Annotated in this window: 27 protein-coding genes; 16 read left to right on the forward strand and 11 right to left on the reverse strand. The window is 62.3% G+C overall.

The annotated features are described in order from the left end of the window. The first annotated feature begins 8 nt into the window (after nucleotides 1-8). Together purS and LB568_RS13105 are read left to right on the forward strand one after the other, a co-directional pair. Nucleotides 9-251, forward strand: coding sequence for a phosphoribosylformylglycinamidine synthase subunit PurS (purS, locus tag LB568_RS13100; protein WP_013895864.1), 243 nt, complete (start codon nucleotides 9-11; stop codon nucleotides 249-251). Between the two features lie 19 nt (nucleotides 252-270). Beyond that, on the forward strand, nucleotides 271-492 hold the full coding sequence (locus LB568_RS13105; RefSeq protein ID WP_224730352.1) for a hypothetical protein: 222 nt from the start codon (nucleotides 271-273) through the stop codon (nucleotides 490-492). Here LB568_RS13105 and LB568_RS13110 read toward each other — a convergent pair. Further along, on the reverse strand, nucleotides 475-1,215 hold the full coding sequence (locus LB568_RS13110; protein WP_224730353.1) for a hypothetical protein: 741 nt from the start codon (nucleotides 1,213-1,215) through the stop codon (nucleotides 475-477). The genes LB568_RS13105 and LB568_RS13110 overlap by 18 nt on opposite strands. A 119-nt stretch (nucleotides 1,216-1,334) precedes the next feature. On the opposite strand from LB568_RS13110, the gene purQ reads away from it, so the two are divergent. The 4 genes from purQ (at nucleotide 1,335) to LB568_RS13130 (ending at nucleotide 3,787) form a co-directional block, all read left to right on the forward strand. Continuing rightward, on the forward strand, nucleotides 1,335-2,003 hold the full coding sequence (gene purQ, locus LB568_RS13115; RefSeq protein ID WP_140573431.1) for a phosphoribosylformylglycinamidine synthase subunit PurQ: 669 nt from the start codon (nucleotides 1,335-1,337) through the stop codon (nucleotides 2,001-2,003). Between the two features lie 70 nt (nucleotides 2,004-2,073). Beyond that, nucleotides 2,074-2,739: a glutathione S-transferase family protein gene (locus LB568_RS13120; protein ID WP_224730354.1), complete on the forward strand. Its 666-nt coding sequence runs from the start codon at nucleotides 2,074-2,076 to the stop codon at nucleotides 2,737-2,739. Further along, nucleotides 2,736-3,143, forward strand: coding sequence for a hypothetical protein (locus LB568_RS13125; RefSeq protein WP_023776274.1), 408 nt, complete (start codon nucleotides 2,736-2,738; stop codon nucleotides 3,141-3,143). The genes LB568_RS13120 and LB568_RS13125 overlap by 4 nt, the downstream gene beginning before the upstream one ends. Before the next feature lie 2 nt (nucleotides 3,144-3,145). Further along, nucleotides 3,146-3,787, forward strand: a complete 642-nt coding sequence (locus LB568_RS13130; RefSeq protein ID WP_224730355.1) for a Pr6Pr family membrane protein — start codon at nucleotides 3,146-3,148, stop codon at nucleotides 3,785-3,787. Between the two features lie 5 nt (nucleotides 3,788-3,792). Here the strand turns inward: LB568_RS13130 and LB568_RS13135 are convergent, their stop codons facing one another. Beyond that, nucleotides 3,793-4,038: a DUF1127 domain-containing protein gene (locus LB568_RS13135; RefSeq protein ID WP_224730356.1), complete on the reverse strand. Its 246-nt coding sequence runs from the start codon at nucleotides 4,036-4,038 to the stop codon at nucleotides 3,793-3,795. A 93-nt stretch (nucleotides 4,039-4,131) separates the two neighbouring features. Here LB568_RS13135 and LB568_RS13140 point away from each other — a divergent pair, with 93 nt between their 5' ends. After that, the gene (locus tag LB568_RS13140; RefSeq protein WP_224730357.1) at nucleotides 4,132-5,550 is read left to right on the forward strand and encodes a PLP-dependent aminotransferase family protein; all 1,419 of its coding nucleotides are present in this window, start codon (nucleotides 4,132-4,134) and stop codon (nucleotides 5,548-5,550) included. 57 nt (nucleotides 5,551-5,607) lie between these two features. On the opposite strand, the gene LB568_RS13145 is transcribed toward LB568_RS13140, so the two are convergent. Further along, nucleotides 5,608-5,772, reverse strand: a complete 165-nt coding sequence (locus LB568_RS13145; RefSeq protein WP_013895873.1) for a hypothetical protein — start codon at nucleotides 5,770-5,772, stop codon at nucleotides 5,608-5,610. 162 nt (nucleotides 5,773-5,934) lie between these two features. Between LB568_RS13145 and purL the strand changes: the two genes are divergently transcribed. The 5 genes from purL to LB568_RS13170 all read left to right on the forward strand — a co-directional run bounded on the left by purL (nucleotide 5,935) and on the right by LB568_RS13170 (nucleotide 11,009). Then, complete coding sequence (gene purL, locus LB568_RS13150) at nucleotides 5,935-8,166, forward strand: phosphoribosylformylglycinamidine synthase subunit PurL (RefSeq protein ID WP_224730358.1); 2,232 nt, start codon at nucleotides 5,935-5,937, stop codon at nucleotides 8,164-8,166. Next, complete coding sequence (locus tag LB568_RS13155) at nucleotides 8,163-8,687, forward strand: hypothetical protein (RefSeq protein WP_224730359.1); 525 nt, start codon at nucleotides 8,163-8,165, stop codon at nucleotides 8,685-8,687. The genes purL and LB568_RS13155 overlap by 4 nt, the downstream gene beginning before the upstream one ends. 124 nt (nucleotides 8,688-8,811) lie before the next feature. Beyond that, complete coding sequence (locus tag LB568_RS13160) at nucleotides 8,812-9,045, forward strand: BolA/IbaG family iron-sulfur metabolism protein (protein WP_010909092.1); 234 nt, start codon at nucleotides 8,812-8,814, stop codon at nucleotides 9,043-9,045. 152 nt (nucleotides 9,046-9,197) lie between these two features. After that, nucleotides 9,198-9,533 (forward strand): Grx4 family monothiol glutaredoxin, encoded by a 336-nt coding sequence (gene grxD, locus LB568_RS13165; protein ID WP_013895877.1) that lies wholly within the window; start codon nucleotides 9,198-9,200, stop codon nucleotides 9,531-9,533. A 207-nt stretch (nucleotides 9,534-9,740) separates the two neighbouring features. Further along, nucleotides 9,741-11,009, forward strand: a complete 1,269-nt coding sequence (locus LB568_RS13170) for a multidrug effflux MFS transporter (protein ID WP_083833394.1) — start codon at nucleotides 9,741-9,743, stop codon at nucleotides 11,007-11,009. Between the two features lie 63 nt (nucleotides 11,010-11,072). Here LB568_RS13170 and LB568_RS13175 read toward each other — a convergent pair whose 3' ends face one another. The 5 genes from LB568_RS13175 to rpsD all read right to left on the reverse strand — a co-directional run bounded on the left by LB568_RS13175 (nucleotide 11,073) and on the right by rpsD (nucleotide 14,504). Beyond that, nucleotides 11,073-11,510: a VOC family protein gene (locus LB568_RS13175; RefSeq protein WP_013895879.1), complete on the reverse strand. Its 438-nt coding sequence runs from the start codon at nucleotides 11,508-11,510 to the stop codon at nucleotides 11,073-11,075. Nucleotides 11,511-11,576: 66 nt separating this feature from the next. Beyond that, nucleotides 11,577-11,960: a hypothetical protein gene (locus tag LB568_RS13180; RefSeq protein ID WP_224730360.1), complete on the reverse strand. Its 384-nt coding sequence runs from the start codon at nucleotides 11,958-11,960 to the stop codon at nucleotides 11,577-11,579. A 100-nt stretch (nucleotides 11,961-12,060) separates the two neighbouring features. Further along, entirely contained in the window at nucleotides 12,061-12,888 is an 828-nt protein-coding gene (locus tag LB568_RS13185; protein WP_224730361.1) for an inositol monophosphatase family protein, read from the reverse strand. Further along, the gene (gene ttcA, locus LB568_RS13190) at nucleotides 12,878-13,753 is read right to left on the reverse strand and encodes a tRNA 2-thiocytidine(32) synthetase TtcA (protein ID WP_224730362.1); all 876 of its coding nucleotides are present in this window, start codon (nucleotides 13,751-13,753) and stop codon (nucleotides 12,878-12,880) included. The genes LB568_RS13185 and ttcA overlap by 11 nt, the downstream gene beginning before the upstream one ends. A 133-nt stretch (nucleotides 13,754-13,886) precedes the next feature. Further along, on the reverse strand, nucleotides 13,887-14,504 hold the full coding sequence (gene rpsD, locus LB568_RS13195; protein WP_013895883.1) for a 30S ribosomal protein S4: 618 nt from the start codon (nucleotides 14,502-14,504) through the stop codon (nucleotides 13,887-13,889). Nucleotides 14,505-14,880: 376 nt separating this feature from the next. Here rpsD and LB568_RS13200 point away from each other — a divergent pair, with 376 nt between their 5' ends. Beyond that, nucleotides 14,881-15,078: a hypothetical protein gene (locus LB568_RS13200; RefSeq protein WP_013895884.1), complete on the forward strand. Its 198-nt coding sequence runs from the start codon at nucleotides 14,881-14,883 to the stop codon at nucleotides 15,076-15,078. Between the two features lie 77 nt (nucleotides 15,079-15,155). Here LB568_RS13200 and LB568_RS13205 read toward each other — a convergent pair whose 3' ends face one another. Next, a complete protein-coding gene (locus tag LB568_RS13205) occupies nucleotides 15,156-15,344 on the reverse strand; it encodes a DUF3008 family protein (protein ID WP_224730363.1) in 189 nt (62 codons plus the stop codon). 114 nt (nucleotides 15,345-15,458) lie between these two features. Between LB568_RS13205 and LB568_RS13210 the strand changes: the two genes are divergently transcribed. After that, nucleotides 15,459-16,838 carry an RNB domain-containing ribonuclease gene (locus LB568_RS13210; protein WP_224730364.1) on the forward strand — a complete coding sequence of 460 codons (1,380 nt, stop codon included), beginning with the start codon at nucleotides 15,459-15,461 and terminating at the stop codon, nucleotides 16,836-16,838. Here the strand turns inward: LB568_RS13210 and murI are convergent. Both murI and LB568_RS13220 read right to left on the reverse strand, forming a co-directional pair. Next, nucleotides 16,808-17,635 carry a glutamate racemase gene (gene murI / locus LB568_RS13215; RefSeq protein ID WP_013895887.1) on the reverse strand — a complete coding sequence of 276 codons (828 nt, stop codon included), beginning with the start codon at nucleotides 17,633-17,635 and terminating at the stop codon, nucleotides 16,808-16,810. The genes LB568_RS13210 and murI overlap by 31 nt on opposite strands. Continuing rightward, the gene (locus tag LB568_RS13220) at nucleotides 17,628-18,548 is read right to left on the reverse strand and encodes an RNA methyltransferase (protein WP_224730365.1); all 921 of its coding nucleotides are present in this window, start codon (nucleotides 18,546-18,548) and stop codon (nucleotides 17,628-17,630) included. Before LB568_RS13220 ends, murI begins: the two co-directional genes overlap by 8 nt. Nucleotides 18,549-18,761: 213 nt before the next feature. Between LB568_RS13220 and LB568_RS13225 the strand changes: the two genes are divergently transcribed. Together LB568_RS13225 and LB568_RS13230 are read left to right on the forward strand one after the other, a co-directional pair. Then, nucleotides 18,762-19,973: an NADP-dependent isocitrate dehydrogenase gene (locus LB568_RS13225; RefSeq protein ID WP_013895889.1), complete on the forward strand. Its 1,212-nt coding sequence runs from the start codon at nucleotides 18,762-18,764 to the stop codon at nucleotides 19,971-19,973. Between the two features lie 70 nt (nucleotides 19,974-20,043). Continuing rightward, nucleotides 20,044-20,670: a glutathione S-transferase family protein gene (locus LB568_RS13230; protein ID WP_224730366.1), complete on the forward strand. Its 627-nt coding sequence runs from the start codon at nucleotides 20,044-20,046 to the stop codon at nucleotides 20,668-20,670. Nucleotides 20,671-20,847 lie beyond the last annotated feature (177 nt).

Genomic DNA, 20,847 nt, shown 5'->3' on the forward strand with positions numbered 1-20,847 from the left:
TGTCCAGCGTGATCAAGGCCCGCATTACCGTTACCCTCAAGAATGGCGTGCTCGACCCGCAAGGCAAGGCGATCGAACACGCGCTGTCCGGACTGGGCTTTGATGGCGTAGGCGCAGTGCGGCAGGGCAAGGTGTTCGACGTCGAGCTGGCGGAAAGCGACAAGGCCAAGGCCGAGGCAGACCTGAAAGCCATGTGCGACAAGCTGCTGGCGAACACGGTGATTGAGAATTATAGTGTGACGCTTACCTAAGGTTGTGCCGGAGGCACGAATGCCTGAAGTCACGAATGAACTGATGTACGAGCTTCTGAAGCGCCTAGATCATCGACTCGGTGAGCTTTGCCAGGACTTTTCCGACGTGAAGTCCGAGCTTAGCTCCATTCGCGGTCATCTCATCGCCACCGAGAGCGACATGAAGAATATCTATGGCGTGCTGGCTCGTCGGGATGCCCGGCTTGAGCGCATCGAATTCCGCCTAAAGGATGACGCCTAAAACGGCGGCCAACTTGTATAGGCTATGCACCGCTATGAATAGCAAGAAACCTACAAAAGCCATCAGGGAAAATGTCCATGGCGGCTTTTGTATCGGCCGATGAACGGCACCGTATTTGGCGTGGATCGCCAATATTTCGGCACGAAACGCTGGATCCTTCGGTAGATCGCTGTAGTTTCTCTTAAAGTATATAATTTTAAAGAATATGATGATGGCTATCCATGATCCAACAAAAAGCCACGCGCTCATGACGTAGACGCGAAGGAAATCGGTACTGTGACTTTGCGTGCATGCATCCACTATACTTAAATGTGCCGAAATAGACCTACGGGTGGTGGAGTCAAGCCAAAGGCCGTCATCCTTCATGGCCAACGCCAGAAAGATGAGCAGCAATACTAACGTTCCTAGCGCAAGCTTGAGATACCGCATCCTGCTTGTAGCATCAGCAATGGCTGCGACGCCAAGGGCGAATACAAATCCTAGCAGGACGAGGCAAATCGCCAGCGCATAGGCAATCTGGGCCATGATTAAATTGGCAAAGGATGAAGAGCAAAGTCCAAGATCGACTTTAAGCGAAAAAATTCTCGAAAACGCCGTAGCGAAATTGGCGTCGGCCTGAGAGAAAAACGCATAAATGAATGCCGACAAAAGCAGCACCGTCGCACCGGAAACGCCAGATGCCCAACGTTGGTCTTCGAATTTGAGTTCCCAGCCGCTCTTCAAATTTGCCTGCCCAGTTTGCAACCGCAAAATAGCTTAAAAGCCTTAACTGGCGCTTGACCCGCAAATACGCTGCCGATACGCCAGTTCCGGATATGCCTCTTGAATCAGTTGGACATGTCATGAAATCAGCCGTCGTCCTCCTTCCCGGCCTTAACCGCGACCGCGACATGATCGCGGCGCTGACCAAGATTTCGGGAAAACCGCCGGTTACGGTCTGGCAGACCGACACTGAAATCCCCGATGTCGACCTGATCGCCATCCCCGGCGGCTTCTCGTTCGGTGACTATCTGCGTTGCGGCGCGATCGCGGCGCGCATGCCGGTCATGCGGGCGGTCGCCGAAAAGGCGGCCAAGGGCGTGACGGTCATCGGCGTTTGCAACGGTTTCCAGATCCTGGTCGAGGCCGGTCTCTTGCCTGGCGCCTTGATGCGCAACACCTCGCTGAAATTCGTCTGCCGGCAGGTGAAGCTCGAAATCACCAATGCCAACACCATGTTCACAAGCCGCTACAAACCGGGCCAGATCATCCGCTCGCCGGTAGCGCATCATGACGGCAACTATTTTGCCGATGCCGGCACACTTGCGCGCCTCGAAGGCGAAGGACAGGTGGTGTTCCGTTATGCCGAGGGCACCAATCCCAACGGTTCGATCAACGACATCGCCGGCATCGTCAACGACCGGGGCAATGTGCTCGGCCTGATGCCGCATCCTGAAAACCTGATCGAAGCCGCCCATGGCGGCAGCGACGGCCGCGCGCTGTTCGAGAGCGCGCTCGGCATCGCCGCTTGACGATTTCAGCCGAGAATGCGCTAAAGTTTACAAGGACATCAAGTCCATTGCTCCGGGGAGAGAGACGGTCATGAAACTCTATTCGCGGCCGTTGTCGCCCTACTCGTCGATCGTGCGGGCGCTCGCCTACGTCAAGGACGTACCGATCAAGATCATCGCGCCGCCGCCGGGTTTTCCGATCCCTGAAGGATTTCGCGCCATCTCGCCGATGAACCGGATACCGGTGCTGATCACCGGCTCGGGTGAAACGATCGTCGAATCGGTCGTCATCGCCGAATATCTCGAGGAGCGCTTTCCGGAGCCGGCGCTGCTGCCACCCGATTCCAAGGACCGCGCACTGGTGCGCATGTTCGCGCGCATCACCGATCTCGACGTGCTGACGCCGATGATGAAGCTTTTCGAACTGCATTCCGTGCCGAAGCGCAACAGCGCCGAGATCGACGCCCAATTCGCCCGCCTGCACCATGGGCTGGCGGCGATCGAGGCGCGCATGGCGCAAGGCCCCTTCGCGCTCGGCAACGACATCAGCTTCGCCGATGCCTGGCTGACTCCAACGCGGTTCATCTTCAACAATTTCCGCGCCATGACAGGCCGCAACAACCTGCTCGACGCCTATCCCAAATTCGATGCTTATGAGCAGATCGCGCTGCAGCATCCGGCGTTGTCGCGGGTATGGGGCGAGATGACCGATGGCCTGGAGCTCTTTTTGTCCGAACTCGAGATGGGTGCCGCTTGATCAAAAACAGGACGATCGCCCTGGTTGCGGCGGCAGGCTTCGCCCTTGCTTCCTGCCAATCCACCCCCAAGAGCACGCCTGTTCCTTCCGGCAAGAGTGCCGCGCTGCTGGCCATGGAGCAAGTGGCGATAGCAGCCCACAAATGCTGGATCGCCAGCAAGGATCCGGCCTTCAAGCAATATCAGATGGCCAATGAACTGAATTCGTTCAGCGGCACGCCGCGTTTCCTTTTGGTGCCAGCCAAGCATTATGGCGGCAAGCCCCTGCTGGTCGTGCAGGCGCAAGGCAATTCGAGCCGCGTCGACGTCTTCGGACCGCTGATGAACGATCCGCTCGGCGCGCGCATCGGTTCGGACATTGCCCGCTGGCAGACAGGCAATACGGCCTGCGGAGCAACCGCCTGACCATGGGGCGCTTTCTGCAGGTCGCCGGTCTGATCATCGGTCTGGCCGGACTTGTCCTGCAGTTCTGCATCACCGTCCCGGCGTCGATGGGGGCTGGCCGTGGCCTGCTCGGCTCGGTCATCTTCTATCTAAGCTTCTTCACCATCCTGACCAACATCGGCGCGGTGCTGGTGCACGCCTCGCTGCTGTCGCCCACCGGCTACGCATGGCTGCCCGCCTTCGCCGGGCGACGGATGCGTGCGGGTGTCGCCGTTTCGATCGCCCTGGTCTTGATCGTCTATGCCACGGTGCTGGCACACCTCTGGCAGCCGCAGGGCCTGTTCCTGCTCTGCGATATCCTGCTGCACTATGTGACGCCGGTGCTGTTCGTGCTGTGGTGGCTGATGTCGGGCGCCGACGGCAGGACGCGTTGGAGCGACATCTCCTGGTGGGTGCTCTACCCCATCGCCTATCTGATTTATGCACTGGCGCGGGCGCCGCTCGCCGGCGAGGTGCCCTACTCGTTCCTCGATGTCGCCAAGAACGGCTGGGGCAGCGTCGCCATGGCGTCTTTGGCCATCACCGGGCTGTTCCTGGTGATATGCGTCGTCGCCGTTCTCGCAGACCAGGGAGTTGCTCGCCTGCGGACCAAAACCGCCCGCTAGGGCGTCTATTCCCAGATCGGCCTGATGCCCTCGCGATGGGCGTCGCAGCGGGAGATGCCGATATCCTTGAGTTGGTCGTCTGTCATTTCCAGCAATGCCAGTCGGCTGCGCCGGCGATCCAGCAGATAGTCGATCCACCTCGCCAGCGACCTGGCCACCCGCGCCAGACGGCCGACGAAACCGCGCCGGCCGGACGGGCGCATGATCTGGCCCTCGGTTCTCGAATGACGTATTGTCGCGATTGTATCCATTTTCTTTCTGCCAATGGTCTAAATTGCACCTTTTTTAGCGCATGGCTGATATGTATTGACTCATAATTCGGTGCAATATAGAAAATTGTCACCATGACAAATTGGCTTCCAGACCTGACCGCCGGCTCGGGCCCGCTATACCAAAGGCTTGCGGATTCCATCGAAATGGACATCGACCGTGGCGTGATCGATGCTGGCGCAAAACTGCCGCCACAGCGCGACCTCGCCTATGACATCGGCACAACGGTTGGCACGGTCGGCCGGGCGTATCAATTGTTGCGCGAACGGGGGCTGGTGAGCGGCGAAGTCGGGCGCGGAACCTATGTGGTCGGCCAGCGCGCCGATGGCGCAAAACCGGACTTCCTGGCTCCGGACGTCGGTGGTGAAGGCACACGCACTATCGACGCGCCGCGCGGCGAACTGCGTTTCGACAGCATGGCGGCGCCCGACATCGGCCAGGGCGCTGATGTCGCCGATGTCCTGTCGCGCGTGGCGCAGGACCATCCCCATGAGATATCAAGCTACACGCGCGATTTTCCCGACCGCTGGTACGAGGCCGGTGCCCGCTGGCTGTCACGCAATTCTTTCCACCCAAATGCCGACGCCGTTGTCCCGACGCTCGGCACGCTTGCCGCGGTGATGTCAGCGATCGCCGCGCTGACCACCCCTGGCGATTATGTCGCCTTCGAGCACCTCACCTATTCACAGATTTCCCGCAGCGCCAGCCTGATCGGCCGACGGACGGCGTTGGTGGCATCGGACGATGAAGGCCTCGACCCCGATGATTTCGAGCGCGTCTGCGCGCAAAAACATCCCAAGATGATCTTCCTGATGCCGACGGTGCAGAACCCGACGCTGGCGACCTTGTCGGCGGCGCGTCGCGAGGCGATCGCGCGGGTTGCGCGCGAATACAATGTCATCCTGATCGAGGACGATCTTTATGGTCATCTGACCGACGATCCGACACCGTTGCTCGCTGAATATGCCCCTGAACGCACCATTGTCGCTGGCGGCCTGTCGAAGTCGGTCGCGGCCGGCGTTCGCGGCGGCTGGCTCTCCTGTCCGCCTGCCTATCGCCACCGCATCCGTGTCGCCCACAAGATGATGACCGGCGGCATGCCCTTCCTTCTGGCGGAGGTGAATGCGCGGCTGGTGCTTTCCGGTCAGGCCAGCGATATCCGCAAGCGCAGCATCGCTGAAATTAGCGCCCGCATCGCCATCGTGCGCGAGACTTTGGGCGGCTTCGCGTTCAAGTCGCACGAGAAGGTGCCCTTTGTCTGGCTTACACTGCCAGACCCGTGGCTTTCCGGCACCTTCAAGAATGCCTGCCTTGAGCACGGCGTGCTGATCAATGATGAGGACCAGTTCAAGGCCGGGCGCTCCGAGCAGGTTTTCCACGGCATCCGCTTCGGCGTTTCACAGCCGAGACAGCGCGGGGACGTCGCCGACGGCGTTGCGGTTATCCGGCGTCTCCTCGACGAGGGCCGCGCCGGCTACGACAGTTTCTCCTGAGCCGTTGCACCACGCAGGCCGGCTTGCGAAACTGCCGCTCGGAAGCCTGATCTCGGGTCAGCCCTCCGCCTTGAAGTTCTTGGCTTCCTTCTTGGCCTTCTCCTTGCCGTGCTTCTCAGCCAGTTCCTTGGCTTGCCGGGGCGAAACGTCGGTGGTCTCCGCGATATGGATGGCCTCCTTGTCCGAGAGGCGATTGTCGTTCTTGCCTTGCTTGTCAGCCATGGTGCGAGTCTCCTCAGTGGTTGAGACCCTAACGGCGGGACACCCTTAGCGTTCCCAAGGTTGCTTTCTGTCTTTTTCCTCGATCGACGGGTGTATCGGCCGCAAAGCTTGCGATAAGAGGGGACTCAAAATCCCCGCTCCCATGGACATCAACCGCCGCCCATGACCATTTCCAATTCCGTGCCGATCACCCCAGAGCTCATTGCCGCGCATGGGCTAAAGCCCGACGAGTATCAGCGCATCCTCGATCTTGTCGGACGCGAGCCGAGCTTTACGGAGCTCGGCATCTTCTCGGCGATGTGGAACGAGCATTGTTCGTACAAATCCTCGAAGAAATGGCTGCGCACGCTGCCGACCACCGGGCCGCAGGTCATCCAGGGCCCAGGCGAAAACGCCGGCGTGGTCGACATTGGTGACGGCGACTGCGTCGTCTTCAAGATGGAGAGTCACAACCACCCCTCCTACATCGAGCCCTACCAGGGTGCGGCGACCGGCGTCGGCGGCATCTTGCGCGACGTCTTCACCATGGGCGCGCGTCCGATCGCGGCAATGAACGCGCTGCGCTTCGGCGCACCCGACCATCCCAAGACCAGGCACCTCGTCTCAGGCGTGGTTTCCGGCGTCGGCGGCTACGGCAACGCCTTCGGCGTGCCGACGGTCGGCGGTGAGGTCAATTTCGACGCCCGCTACAACGGCAACATCCTGGTCAACGCCTTTGCCGCGGGCCTGGCCAAGACCGATGCGATCTTCCTGTCGGAGGCCAAGGGCGTCGGCCTGCCGGTCGTCTATCTCGGCGCCAAGACCGGCCGCGACGGCGTCGGCGGCGCCACCATGGCCTCGGCCGAATTCGACGACAAGATCGACGAGAAGCGCCCGACCGTGCAGGTCGGCGATCCCTTCACCGAGAAATGTCTGCTGGAGGCTAGCCTTGAACTGATGGCTTCCGGCGCGGTCATCGCCATCCAGGACATGGGCGCGGCCGGCCTCACCTGCTCGGCGGTCGAGATGGGCGCCAAGGGCGACCTCGGCATCGAGCTCGATCTCGACAAGGTGCCGGTGCGCGAGGAGCGCATGAGCGCCTACGAGATGATGCTGTCGGAAAGCCAGGAGCGCATGCTGATGGTGCTGCGCCCCGAGAAGGAAAAGGAAGCCGAGGCGATCTTCCACAAATGGGGGCTCGACTTCGCCATCGTCGGCAAGACCACCGACGACCTGCGCTTCCGTGTGCTGCACCAGGGCGACCAGGTCGCCGACCTGCCGATCAAGGATCTCGGCGACAAGGCTCCGGAGTACGACCGGCCGTGGGTCGAGCCGAACAAGCCGGCGCCGCTTGCCGCCGACGACGTTCCGCAGGCCGATGTCGCCGATGCGCTGCTGAAGCTGCTCGGCGGACCGGATCTCTCCTCGCGCCGCTGGGTGTGGGAGCAATACGACACGCTGATCCAGGGCAACTCGCTGCAGCTTCCCGGCGGCGATGCCGGCGTGGTGCGCGTCGAGGGCCATCCGACCAAGGCACTCGCCTTCTCCTCCGATGTCACGCCGCGCTATTGCGAGGCCGACCCTTATGAAGGCGGCAAGCAGGCGGTGGCCGAATGCTGGCGTAACCTGACCGCCACAGGCGCCTTGCCGCTCGCCGCCACCGACAATCTCAATTTCGGCAATCCGGAACGGCCCGAGATCATGGGCCAGCTGGTCGGCGCGGTGAAAGGCATCGGCGATGCCTGCCGCGCGCTCGGCTTCCCGATCGTGTCGGGCAATGTCTCGCTCTACAACGAGACCAACGGCCGGGGCATCCTGCCGACACCGACCATTGGCGGCGTCGGCCTGATCGCCGATTGGTCGAAAATGGTGCGAACCGGCTTTGACGCCGAATCTCAGATGATCCTTCTGGTCGGCGCACCCGCTTCCTGGGGAACGCATCTTGGCCAGTCGGTCTATCTCAGGGACATCCACGGCCGTTCCGACGGTCCACCGCCGCCGGTCGACCTCGAGCACGAGAAGCGCGTCGGCGACCATGTGCGCTCGCTGATCGCGTCCGGCATCGTCACCGCGGCGCATGACGTTTCGGACGGTGGCATCGCTGTCGCCTTGGCCGAGATGGCGATGGCGTCGGGCATCGGCGCGACCGTTCCCGGCCTCGTCGGCACCGATCCCATTCCCGTCTGGTTCGGCGAGGATCAAGGGCGCTACCTCCTGACGCTGTCGATCGATCCGCATGGCGATGAATGGGATGCGATCCGCAAGCAACAGGGCGAACTCGGCATCTTCGCGCCGTGGATCGGCTCGACAGGCGGCAAGACGCTGAAACTCGGCGACGCCAGGGCGATCCCGGTCAGCGATCTGACCGCCGCTCACGAAGGCTGGTTCCCGCGCTTCATGGATCAGGCCAGTTGAGCAGACTGGCTGCCCGGGCGCTGCTCGCAGTCGTTTTCTGGCCGTCGCTGTTCTTCTTCTGGTGCCTCGGGCCGTTCGTCTTCTTCCTGCTGTCGACGACCTCCAGCGAGGTTTGCCCCAGGCTGGAAACGCGCGCCGAGTTCCTCGCCGCGGCCAATGGCACGCTTCCGATGCTGGTGCTGCAGAACCTCATCTATGCGGTTCCGCTCATCTGCCTGGTGCTGTGGAGCCGGCTCTTGCCGGACCAGGCGCGGACCAGGCACATCGTCACCTGCATCAAGCTTTTCGCCGTGGCGGCCATCCTGGGGGCGCTGTGGGAGTACGGCTCTTCGCTTGTCTGCGATGGCTACGGCCAGCCGTTCTTCTCGCCCGCCTGGCGGATGACCAGCTATCTGCCGATTGCCAACCTGGCGATCAATATCCCGCTTTATGTGCTGGTCTTCGGCCTCGGCCGCACCTTCTCGATGCGCGAGGACGATCCTCCAGCCGATGCGGTCCATCCGGATGAGAATGCGCCGTAGGCCACAATCGCGACGGTGCTGGACGGAACGGCTTCAATCCCGGCCGGAAAGGCTCTAGGTTTATCCCGACTCTCATCGCACCGGCAGCCACGTCGCCGCCCGCCCGAAAACAGGAATTTCTTTCATGGCAATGGACGCCCACGACATCGAAAAACTGATCAAGGACGGCATTCCGGATGCAAAGGTGACGATCCGCGACCTCGCCGGCGACGGCGACCACTACGCGGCCGAGGTCGTGGCCGAAAGCTTTCGGGGAAAGAGCCGCGTCCAGCAGCATCAGATGGTCTATGACGCGCTGAAGGGCAATATGGGCGGGGTGCTGCACGCACTTGCGCTGCAGACCAGCGTTCCCGACTGAGGCATACAGCCTCAGACCCGCTTGGCCCAAAACGCCCCATCCTTTGCGCCATTTGGCCGATGGCTTGGCTAAACTCTTGTTTCGGGCAACCTATGGGTTTATTTGAAAGGCATGCTTCGAGCCTGACTCCCACAGGCGTGAAAGGATATTCCATGAGCGGTATCAACGACTACATTGACAACGAAGTGAAGGGCAACGACGTCGTCCTTTTCATGAAGGGCACGCCCGGTTTCCCGCAGTGCGGGTTTTCCGGCCAGGTCGTCCAGATCCTCGACTATATCGGCGCCGACTACAAAGGCGTGAATGTTCTGGACTCGGCCGAACTGCGCCAGGGCATCAAGGACTATTCCAACTGGCCGACCATCCCGCAGCTCTACGTCAAGGGCGAGTTCGTCGGCGGCTGCGACATCATCCGCGAGATGTTCCAGGCCGGCGAGTTGCAGACCTTCCTGGTCGAAAAAGGCGTGAGCGTCAAAGGCGCCGCCTGATTCCAGTCTTTGGGCATGTCGCTGTCGACATGCCTGACTTCTGTTTGTGGGCACCGGGGCGGCCCCACCTCGGCAATTTTACGTCCCTGATGTCGGGCCCCCCTGATATCGGGACCCCCTGATATCGGGACCCCCTGATATCGGGACCAGGACGAGCCAATGCGCCGGCCCGCCGGCGCGTTTTCGTTTTTAGAGATCGGACTTGCCGTGGACCAGCAATCGATAGCGCCGCAATCGGCAAGCAAACTGTCTATTCCGCGCTGGGAATTCATCGCGCTGTGCGCGGCGCTGATGGCGCTGAATTCGCTGGCCATCGACATCATGCTGCCCGCGCTGCAGCAGATCGGCGCCTCGCTCGGCGTCGAGAACGAAAACCACCGGCAATATGTCGTGGTCGCCTATATGCTCGGCTTCGGCGGCGGCCAACTTTTCTTCGGGCCGATCTCGGACCGGTTCGGGCGTCGCGCGCCATTGGTCGCCGGCTTGATCATCTACGTGGCGGCGGCGGGCGCGGCAGCCATCGCACCCAGCTTTGAAACACTTTTGCTATGCCGCGTCGTGCAAGGCGTCGGGGCCGCGGCTACCCGCGTTATCGCCGTCTCGATCGTGCGCGATACATTCGAAGGCCGACGCATGGCCGAGGTGATGTCGTTGATCTTCATGGTGTTCATGGCGATACCGGTCATTGCGCCGGGGATCGGCCAGTTCATCATGCTGTTTGCCACCTGGCATTGGATCTTCATCACCATGGCCGTCGGGGCGCTGCTGGTGTCGGCGTGGTCACTGCTGCGCCTGCCTGAAACGCTGCGTCCCGAACATCGCAGGCCGCTGACGGCATCATCCATCCTTGGCGGCTTCCGCATCGTGCTCACCAACCGCGTCGCGCTCTGCTATGCCTTCGCCAGCACCTTCATCTTCGCCGCCATGTTCGGCTTCATCGCCTCGGCGCAGCAGATCTATGTCGACATATTCAACGTCGGCGAGATGTTCCCGCTCATCTTCGCCGGGGTTGCGGGCGTGCTCGCGTTCTCGAACTTCCTGAACTCGCGCCTCGTCGGCCGCATCGGCATGCGCCGCCTCTCGCAAAGCGCGCTGCTGCTATTCTTGACCATCAGTCTCGCATGGCTGGTCGTGTCGCTGGAATTGAAGATGCCGCTGTGGCTGTTCGTCACCTTCTTTGCCGCCGCCATGCTGCCGTTCGGTGCGCTCGGCGCCAATTTCAATGCGTTGGCCATGGAGCCGCTCGGGCAACTGGCCGGCACGGCGTCATCGATCCTGGGTTTCATGCAGACTTTTCTCGGCGGCATTCTCGGCACGTTGATCGGCCAGGCCTTCAACGGCACGGTAACGCCGCTTGCCGCCGGCTTCTGCAGCGTTTCGGTCGCAGCGCTGCTGATGATCCTCATCGCCGAGCGCGGCAAGATGTTCCAGCCGCACAACCCGCCGGTTTCAGGGCACGTTACCGACCTGCATTAGCCTGGTCCAACCTTGGTGGGACGCTGACATTGGTCGGCCTTCGCTATCGTCGTCGTATTGCGCTCAGCCGAGTTCCTGGGCGAGTCCGATGAGAAGCCCTCCAGGCCCGCGGATGTAGCAGAGCCGATACACGTCCTTATACTGGACGACTTCGCCTACGAGCCGCGCGCCGTGCTTGCGGAGCCTTTCAAGCGTCTCGTCGAGGTCGTCCACGGCGAACATGGCGCGGAGGTAGCCCAGGGCGTTGACCGGGGCGTTGCGGTGATCCGCGACGACAGGCGGCGCGAGGAAGCGGGAAAGTTCGAGCCGGCTATGGCCGTCCGGCGTGCGCATCATGGCGATTTCGACATGCTGATCGCCCAGTCCAGTGACACGCCCGGCCCATTCTCCTTCGATCGCGGCCCGCCCTTCGAGCTCAAGGCCGAGCTCGCGAAAGAAATCGATCGTCTCTTCGAGGTCATCGACGACGATTCCTATGTTGTCCATCCGCTTGAGCGCCATGCGTCCAATCTACAAGGTACCGTCGAGGCCGCAACTCATAAAACTGCCCCAAAACCGCCGCGTACCTTAGGATGCATCTTCAAGAGTTGCCGTGAAGCGAGGGGTCAGCATACGCCCGGCGATTGCCCCGCCCATGCTGTCCGAAAAGGGCAATGGCAAGGCATCATCGAGAGCCTTGAGGATGGAAGCCACGAAGGCCCGGCTAAGCTGGGCGTCAGCCCCGAGATCGGAATAGGTGGCCCGAGGCTTGCCTATCAGTGTGCCGTTTCGGCGAAGCGAGAATTGCAATGTCAGGGACATGCCGGCGGTTCCAGCCGGCGGCTTCCAACACGCGAAGATAGCCTCGGACATTTCCTCGATGGTGTCGATGGGATCAGGGCTGCGGCAGCCGCGTTGCCCTGCCCCGGCCTCATTGGAGCCCGCAAACAAGGCGATGGCCGCCACGACCATCGCACACAATATTCGCCGGGTCTTTGGGTTTGCAGGTGGTCGCATCAGTCTTCGCCGGTAAAAGCCGGCGGCCCGGTCGCCGCCTGCGGAAAATCTGCCTCTATTGCGACCACAGTTCGCGGCGCAATTCCTGCCAGCTTTCCCGGTCCGGCGCGACCAGCAGACCGCCGCCGACATGCGACGGCAGATAGGGTGTGCCGTCAAACCGCGCGGCATGGCCGCCGGCCTCGGCATGGATCAGCACGCCGGCCAGATGATCCCAGGGCATCAGCTTGTTGTAGACGACGAAATGGCCGTGGCCGCTGGCCAGCAAGCGATATTCGTGGGCGGCACAGCGGTAATTGAACTGCGACAGCGTTTTGGTCTGGTTGCAGGCCAGCCGCGTGCGGTCGGGCTCGGCCATGTATTGCCAGGAGACCGCGCCGGTCATCTCAGAGATCGGTACGCTCGCGGCAACCCGCACTGTCTCCAGCGTGCCATGCGCATGACGGATATGGCTGCCGGCCCCCCTGGCGCCGATCAGCCAGTCCTTGCCGACCGGATCGTGGATGATGCCGGCGACCGTCTCGCCCTTGACCACCACGCCAAGCATGACGCCGAACAGCGGCACGCCGGAAGCGAAGTTGAAGGTGCCGTCGACCGGGTCGATGACGAAAGCAAGATCGGCGTCGCCCAGACCGTCGAGCAGCGCCGGATTGTCGGAACAGGCCTCCTCGCCGACGACCATGGCGCCGGGATAGCGTTGGCGAAGCCTGGCGGTGATCAGCCGTTCGGCATTGACGTCCGCTTCCGTCACCAGGTCGGCGGCGGAAGTCTTCTGCCTGACGTCGCCATCGCCCAGCCGGCGAAAGCGGGGCATGATTTCGGTGTCGGCTGCTTCAGCCAGCAGGCCGGCCAGCCAGTCGATCGCGGTATCGTCAAATGTCATCGGCTTGCCTGTGGGTTTCGTTGAGGGCAGCAAAATCGAACAGTTTCCGGTCCAGCAGATGCGACGGCCTGGTGTTGGACAGCGCACGCAGCATGCTGTCCTTGCGGCCAGGCATACGCTTTTCGATGTCGTCCAGCATCGCCTTCATGGCATTGCGCTGGAGGCCCTCCTGGCTGCCGCAGAGGTCGCAGGGAATGATCGGGAACCGCATGGCGGCAGCGAATTTTTCGAGGTCGATCTCGGCGCAGTAGCTCAACGGCCGCAAAACCATGACGTCGCCGTCGTCGTTGAGCAGCTTTGGCGGCATGGCGGCGAGGCGGCCGCCGTGGAACAGGTTCATGAAGAAGGTCTCGAGGATATCCTCGCGGTGGTGGCCAAGCACCAGGGCCGAACACCCCTCCTCGCGCGCGATCCGGTAGAGATGGCCGCGGCGCAGCCGCGAGCACAGCGAGCAATAGGTGCTGCCCTGCGGCAGCTTGTCGGTGACGACCGAATAGGTGTCCTGGTATTCGATCCGATGCGCGATGCCGTTGGCGTTGAGATAATCCGGCAGGATGTGCTTGGGAAAATTCGGCTGGCCCTGGTCGAGATTGCAAGCCAGCAAGTCGACCTGCAGCAGCCCGCGCCATTTGAGATCCAGCAGCACGGCAAGCAGGCCGTAGGAATCCTTGCCGCCCGACAGCGCGACCAGCCAGCGCTCGCCGGGCCTGACCATGGAGAAATCCTCGATCGCCTGGCGGGTCAGCCGCAGCAGCCGCTTGCGCAGCTTGTTGAACTCGACCGAGGACGGCACATCGGTAAACAGCGGGTGGAAACCGCCTTCGGCGATCCGTTCAAGCGTTTCGATGTCTGGCTGCATGTTCATGGCGCGACGGCCCCGTATGTGACTACCGACCGGATTAGCGCATCGGCCGGAAAACCGAAACGGCAAAGCGGATGCACGAAACAAAAAGGCCGCCTCGAGGGCGGCCTTTCCGATATCGCAAAAAAGCGTTCGCTTAGCGCGAATAGAATTCGACGACCAGGTTCGGCTCCATCTGCACGGCGAACGGAACGTCCGCCAGGCCGGGGATGCGCGAGAAGGTCGCGACCATCTTGTTGTGATCGGCTTCGATGTAGTCCGGAACGTCGCGCTCGGCGAGACCGACCGATTCCAGGACGATCACCAGCTGCTTCGACTTTTCACGCACTTCCACGACGTCGCCCGGCTTGCAGCGGTACGAACCGATGTTGACGCGCTTGCCGTTGACGTTGACGTGGCCGTGGTTGACGAACTGACGGGCGGCGAAAATGGTCGGCACGAACTTGGCGCGGTAGACGACCGCGTCGAGACGCGACTCGAGCAGGCCGATCAGGTTCTCCGAGGTGTCGCCCTTGCGGCGGTCCGCCTCTTCATAGACCTTGCGGAACTGCTTTTCCGAAACGTCGCCATAGTGACCCTTCAGCTTCTGCTTGGCGCGCAGCTGCAGGCCGAAGTCGGAAAGCTTGCCCTTGCGGCGCTGGCCGTGCTGGCCGGGGCCGTATTCACGCTTGTTGACCGGGGACTTCGGGCGGCCCCAGATATTTTCGCCGAGACGGCGGTCGATCTTGTATTTCGCAGATTCGCGCTTGCTCATCGCATTCCCTTTTCAAAAACAACACACCCGGCACCTCATGGTCCGGGTGAAGGAAACGCGCCCTCCTCTGGCCTCCGTTTTCGAGGCCTGACAGGGTTTTCCCACGCAACGCGGCGGAAAGCCCACGGGACACGTCAGTTCAAACAAGACCAGAAACAACCAGGGTCGCCGACCTTGCGCATACAAAACAAACACCGGACATCGCTGCCCGGCGTTGGCGGCTGGTTAAACCGAGATTTAACCGATGTCAAGCTTGTGAGTGGCGCGGCGTAACACAACCTTATACCGTCCGGGACGTAGATGCGATGCCGGTTGTGGCGGGAGGTTTGCGCCAACGGCACCAGGAAGCGACTGGAGCTAGAGGAGTCCAATGAGCATGAAGAAGTTCTTCCTTACCTTGGCCGGTGCCGCGGTATTGGCCGGGTCGATGGCGGTTGCGCCGGAGCCGGCGATGGCCCGTCATTGGCACGGGCACAAGCAGGTCTGCCGCGTTATCGTCAAGAAAAGGGTGGTATGGCGGCACGGCCATCGCCGGGTGATCGTACAGAGGGTGAGGCGCTGCCACCGCTGGTAAGCTGCCCAATGCAACAATCCAAGGCCAGCGAACCGTCGCTGGCCTTTTCATTCAATAGTCAGGCTGGCTCGAAGCGCTCAATCCTTGGATTTTTTCTCCGGCAGTCCCTTGCGCTTCGTCTCGGCGAATTCCTCAAGCTGCTTTTCGCTCATCGATTCATACATGCCCTTGGAAGCGCCCTGGAGTTCGCTCTTTTTCGTCTCGCCGCGTTTGGCCGACAGGGCAGCGCCGGCGGCTTTCTGCTGGGCTTTCGAGGTGGATGGCATGGCCGTTACTCCTTTGCTGTCAGGAGAAACGCCCGCGCCTCGGCGGCGGTTCCGTCGCCAGCGGCGCCCAGTTCCCGCCTTCCCGTGTCCGGAGCGCCAGTGTAGGACTGCGGCATGAAATCACTGACCGATCCCTCACAAGCACTCTCCACGGGCTTGACGAAAATCCGCACCGAATTCCACGTGCCGGATGGATTTCCGGCAGTCGTAATGGCCGCCGCTGAGGTGGCGGCCAAACGCGTGCCCAGCCAGCACACCGATCGAACAGCGATGCCCTTCGTCACGCTCGATCCGGCAAGCTCCACCGATCTTGATCAGGCGTTTTCAATCGAGGCGAGCGGCGGCGATCTGCTGCTGCATTATGCCATTGCCGACGTAGCCTGGTTCGTCGAGGACGGCGACGCGATCGATCTCGAGGCTTGGACGCGGGGCGAGACGCTTTACCTCCCGGACGGCAAGGCCGGGCTCTACCCGCCGGCACTCGCCGAAGGCGCAGCGAGCCTGCTGCCGGATGGACCGCGACCGGCGGTCGTCTTCACCGTCCGGGTCGCCGACGATGGTCTGGTGAAATTGGACGGCGCGGAGCGGGCAATCATTCAAAGCCGCGCCAAGCTCGCCTATGACAGCGTGCAGGCCTCCGATCTTCCGGCCGGCTTCGCCGAAATGGCACGGCGCATGGCGATGAACGAGAAGCGGCGTGGCGCGTCCCGCGTCGACCCGCCCGAGCAGGAGGTGGAAAGGCTCGCCGACGGCACGTTCCGGCTTTCGTTCAGGCCGCTGCTGCAATCCGAGCAAGACAACGCCGCGCTTTCCCTGGCCGCCAACATGGCGATTGCCGACGGCATGCTTGCGCACCATACCGGGTTGTTCCGTGTGATGTCGGAGCCGGATGCTTCCAAGGTGCAAAGACTGCGCAACGCGGCACTGGCTCTGGGGCTGTCCTGGCCGGCCTCCACCAGCTTGCACGACTACCAGCGAACCCTTGACCCGGCCGATCCGCAACAGGCGGCGCTGATGCTGGAAATCCGCCATGCGAGCCCCGGCGCGTCTTACCAACCCTATCAGGAAGGTGTCGTCCCCTGGCATGAGGCGATGGCGGCGACCTATGCCCATGCAACCGCGCCGCTCAGGCGACTGGCAGATCGCTACGTCGTGCGCTGCGTGCTGGCAATCGCCAACGGCCAGCCCGCACCGCAGGCCGTCACCGATGCGTTCACCAGATTGCCGAAAGTGATGGGACGGGCGGGTGCCCGCGCTTCGCAGATCAACCATGCGGCCATCGACCTTGCCGAGGCGGTCATGCTCAGGGGACGCGAGGGAGAGACGTTCAAGGCCGTCGTGACCGACGTCAACCATGGGGTGCGCGTCCAGCTTGCCGACATGCCTATCGTTTCCAACCTGAACGCGACCGGGGTCAGACAGGGTGACGGCCTAACGCTAAGGCTGGTCCTGGCCGATCCGGATCAACGCCGAATCGTGTTCGAACCTGCCTGAACAGCGGACGCTTCCGCCACCAGTCCAAAGCCCTGCATCAGCCGGCTGACGGCGAAATCCGCCTTGCCAGACGTGAAGACGGCGATATCAGGCTCGCCTTGCGGCAGCGCCCCATCGACAGGCGGCAGAAGGGAAAGCGCCCGCCGCGCGATCGCTTCGGCCGGATCGATCCAGTCGACTGGCCAGGGCGCGGTCTTGCGCATGCGATTGACCAGGAATGGATAATGGGTGCAAGCCAGCACGACGATGTCGGTCCTGCGCCCGTCATGCTCCATGAAACAGGGGGTGATCTCGGCGCGCACGGCCTCCTCGTCGACGAAGCCCTCGCGCATATAGGCTTCGGCAAGCCCCGCCAACCTGTCGCTGCCGACCAGGCGGACATGGCATTTCTGCGCCCACTTGCTGATCAGGTCGCGCGTGTATTGCCGCTTGACCGTGCCCGGCGTCGCCAGCACCGAGACCAGGCCCGAGCGCGTGCGCTCGGCCGCCGGCTTGACCGCCGGAACAGTGCCGACAAAGGGATGGCCGGGAAATCTGTCGCGCAGCGCATCGATGACCAGCGTCGAGGCAGTGTTGCAGGCGATGACCGAAATGACCGGCGAAAACCGGTCGAGCAGCCTGGCGAACAGCTCCAATATATGGGTGCGCAGCGCCGGTTCTTCCCAGGCGCCGAAAGGAAAGGCCGCATCGTCGGCAACATAGACGAAGCGGCGGTCCGGCATCAGCACGCGCGCCTCGCGCAACACGGTCAGGCCGCCAACGCCGGAATCGAACATCAGGATCGGCTGGTCAGTCATTGTCGGTTCCCTTGCCGCCGAGCGGCGGCGTGTCCGTGTCATCGCCGTTGGCGTCCGGTGCCTGGCCAGCCGTATCCGCCTTGCGGGCACGCGCGGCTGCCGCGGGCAACCGCCGTGGATCGTCGCCCGGCGAACCATCGCCGCGCGGCATTGCCGGTGAGAACCTGTCGAGTGACGAGATGATGCCGCGCAGCACTTTCAGCTCCGGCTCGGCAAAGCCGGCGCGCGTCAACACGGCGCGCAGATTGTCGACCATCTTCGGCTTCTTCGGCGCCGGCCGGAAATAGCCGCGCGCCTCGAGCGCGCCTTCGAGATAGGCGAACAGGCCGTGCAACTCTTCCTTGCTGGCCGGCTTCATGTCCGGACCGGAGAAATTCGTCCTGGTCTCGTCCTCGAGGCCCGACTTCATCCACTCATAGGACATCAGAAGCGCTGCCTGGGCGATGTTGAGCGAGGAGAAATCGGGGTCGACCGGGAAGGTGACGATCTCGTCGGCGAGGCCGACCTCGTCATTGTAGAGGCCGAAGCGCTCGCGGCCGAACAGGATGCCGGTGCGCTGACCCATTCCGTGACGGGCCCGCAGCACCCTGCCCGCTTCGACTGGGCCGTGCACGGTCTTGAAGCCATCGCGTTGCCTTGCCGTGGTGGCGAAAACGAAATTCAGGTCGGCAAGCGCCGAGGCGAGATCGTCGAACACCTTGACCGCATCGATGACGTGATCGGCACGGCTGGCGGCCGCGCGTGCCTTTTCGCTCGGCCAGCCATCGCGCGGGTTGACCAGGCGCAACTCCGCCAGGCCGAAATTGGCCATGGCGCGCGCGACCATGCCGATGTTCTCGCCAAGCTGCGGCTCGACGAGGATGATGGCCGGACCGGCGGCTGAAGCGTTGTCGGGATCTTTGGTGATGGGCATGATTGTCAATGAACTGCTGTTTGCGGCATTTCAGCGTCCCCTGCCATATTCGGCCGCGAAAATGAAGCATTCGCAAATGATCGCGGCGGCAGCCTCACATTCGTGACCGATCGCCGTTTGCGCGGCCAAAAACGCTTTGATATACGAGCGCATCCCCGGCCGAACGCCACGCGGGCAAGGCCGTCCCATTCCCAGCAACGAGGCATTCTTTCCATGGCGAAGATCAAGGTGGCGAACCCGGTCGTCGAACTCGACGGCGACGAGATGACCCGCATCATCTGGCAGTTCATCAAGGACAAGCTGATCCACCCTTATCTCGACCTCAAGCTTGAATATTACGACCTCGGCGTCGAGCATCGCGACGCTACCAACGACCAGGTGACGATCGATTCGGCCAACGCCATCAAGAAATACGGTGTCGGCGTGAAATGCGCGACGATCACGCCCGACGAGCAGCGCGTCGAGGAATTCAAGCTGAAGAAGATGTGGAAGTCGCCGAACGGCACCATCCGCAATATCCTCGGCGGCACGATCTTCCGCGAGCCGATCATCATGAAGAACGTACCGCGCTTGGTGCCCGGCTGGACCAAGCCGATCATCGTCGGCCGTCACGCCTTCGGCGACCAGTACCGCGCTACCGATTTTCGCTTCCCCGGCAAGGGCAAGCTGACCATCAAGTTCGTCGGCGAGGACGGCCAGGTGATCGAGCACGATGTCTACGATGCGCCCGGCGCCGGTGTCGCCATGGCCATGTACAATCTCGACGAATCCATCCGCGAGTTCGCCCGCGCCTCGCTGAACTACGGCCTGCTGCGCAACTATCCGGTCTACCTGTCGACCAAGAACACCATCCTCAAGGCCTATGACGGCCGCTTCAAGGACATTTTCCAGGAAGTCTACGAGGCCGAATTCGAGGCCGAGTTCAAGTCGAAGAAGCTGTGGTACGAACACCGCCTGATCGACGACATGGTGGCCTCCGCCCTGAAATGGTCGGGCGGCTATGTCTGGGCCTGCAAGAACTACGATGGCGACGTCCAGTCCGACACGGTGGCGCAGGGCTTCGGTTCGCTCGGCCTGATGACCTCGGTGCTGATGACGCCGGACGGCAAGACGGTGGAAGCGGAAGCCGCGCACGGCACCGTCACCCGCCACTATCGCCAGCACCAGAAGGGCGAGGAAACCTCGACCAACTCGATCGCCTCGATCTTCGCCTGGACGCGTGGCCTCGCCCACCGCGCCAAGCTCGACGACAATGCAGAATTGAAGCGGTTTGCCGACACGCTGGAGAAGGTCTGCATCCAGACCGTCGAGAGCGGCTTCATGACCAAGGACCTGTCGCTCTTGATCGGCCCCGACCAGCCCTGGCTCTCGACCACCGGCTTCCTCGACAAGATCGACGAGAATTTGCAGAAGGCCATGGCGTAAAACACCGGCAGTTCTAGATGCGAAGGCTCCGAAAGGAGCTTTCGCTTTTTAGGCCACCGAGAGCGAAAACATGACCAAGCCAATCCTCTACGGCGCGGATTACAGCGTCTATGTGCGCATCGCCCGGATGGTGCTGGAGGAGAAAGGCGTCGATTACGAACTCGTGCCGGTCGATATCTTCGCCGCCGAGGGCATCCCAGCCTGGTATCTCGAGCACCATCCTTTCGGCCGCATCCCGGCTTTCGAGCAGGACGGGGTCCGCCTTTTCGAGACGAGCGCGATCGCCCGCTACGTCGACGAGGCGTTTGACGGGCCGTCGCTGCAACCGACGGATCCGCGCGGCCGGGCGCAGATGAACCAGATCATCGGCATGCTCGACGCCTATGGCTACCGGGCGATGGTCTGGGACGTCGCCGTCGAGCGGCTGGAGAAGGAAGCGCCGGATGAGGCGTTGATCGCCGGCGGGCTGCGGCAAGCGGAGACGGTGTTGAAAGTGCTGACCTCTTTGAAGACAGAGGGACCATGGTTGCTCGGCGAGCGGCTGACACTGGCCGACCTGCATGCTGCGCCGATCATTGCCTATTTCGTCAAGGTCAGCGAGGGGCAAAAGCTGCTGGCGCGGTTCGCGGATATCCGGGACTGGTATGCGCGCATTGCGGCGTGGCCGAGCTTCGTTCGGACTGAAAAAGTCGGCTGACAAGTGTTGAGACGTCTGCGGGACAGTGCCCCCCTCTGTCCTGCCGGACATCTCCCCAACTTGGGAGAGATTGGCAGCGTCCGCTGGCGCGCCTATTCCGGCGCGGTGTTTCCACGTGGGAGATTGGCGAAAGCCGATGCGACGTCCGATCTCCCCACTCGTGGGGGAGATGTCCGG

The organism is Mesorhizobium sp. B263B2A (assembly GCF_020165775.1).
GTDB lineage: Bacteria > Pseudomonadota > Alphaproteobacteria > Rhizobiales > Rhizobiaceae > Mesorhizobium > Mesorhizobium opportunistum.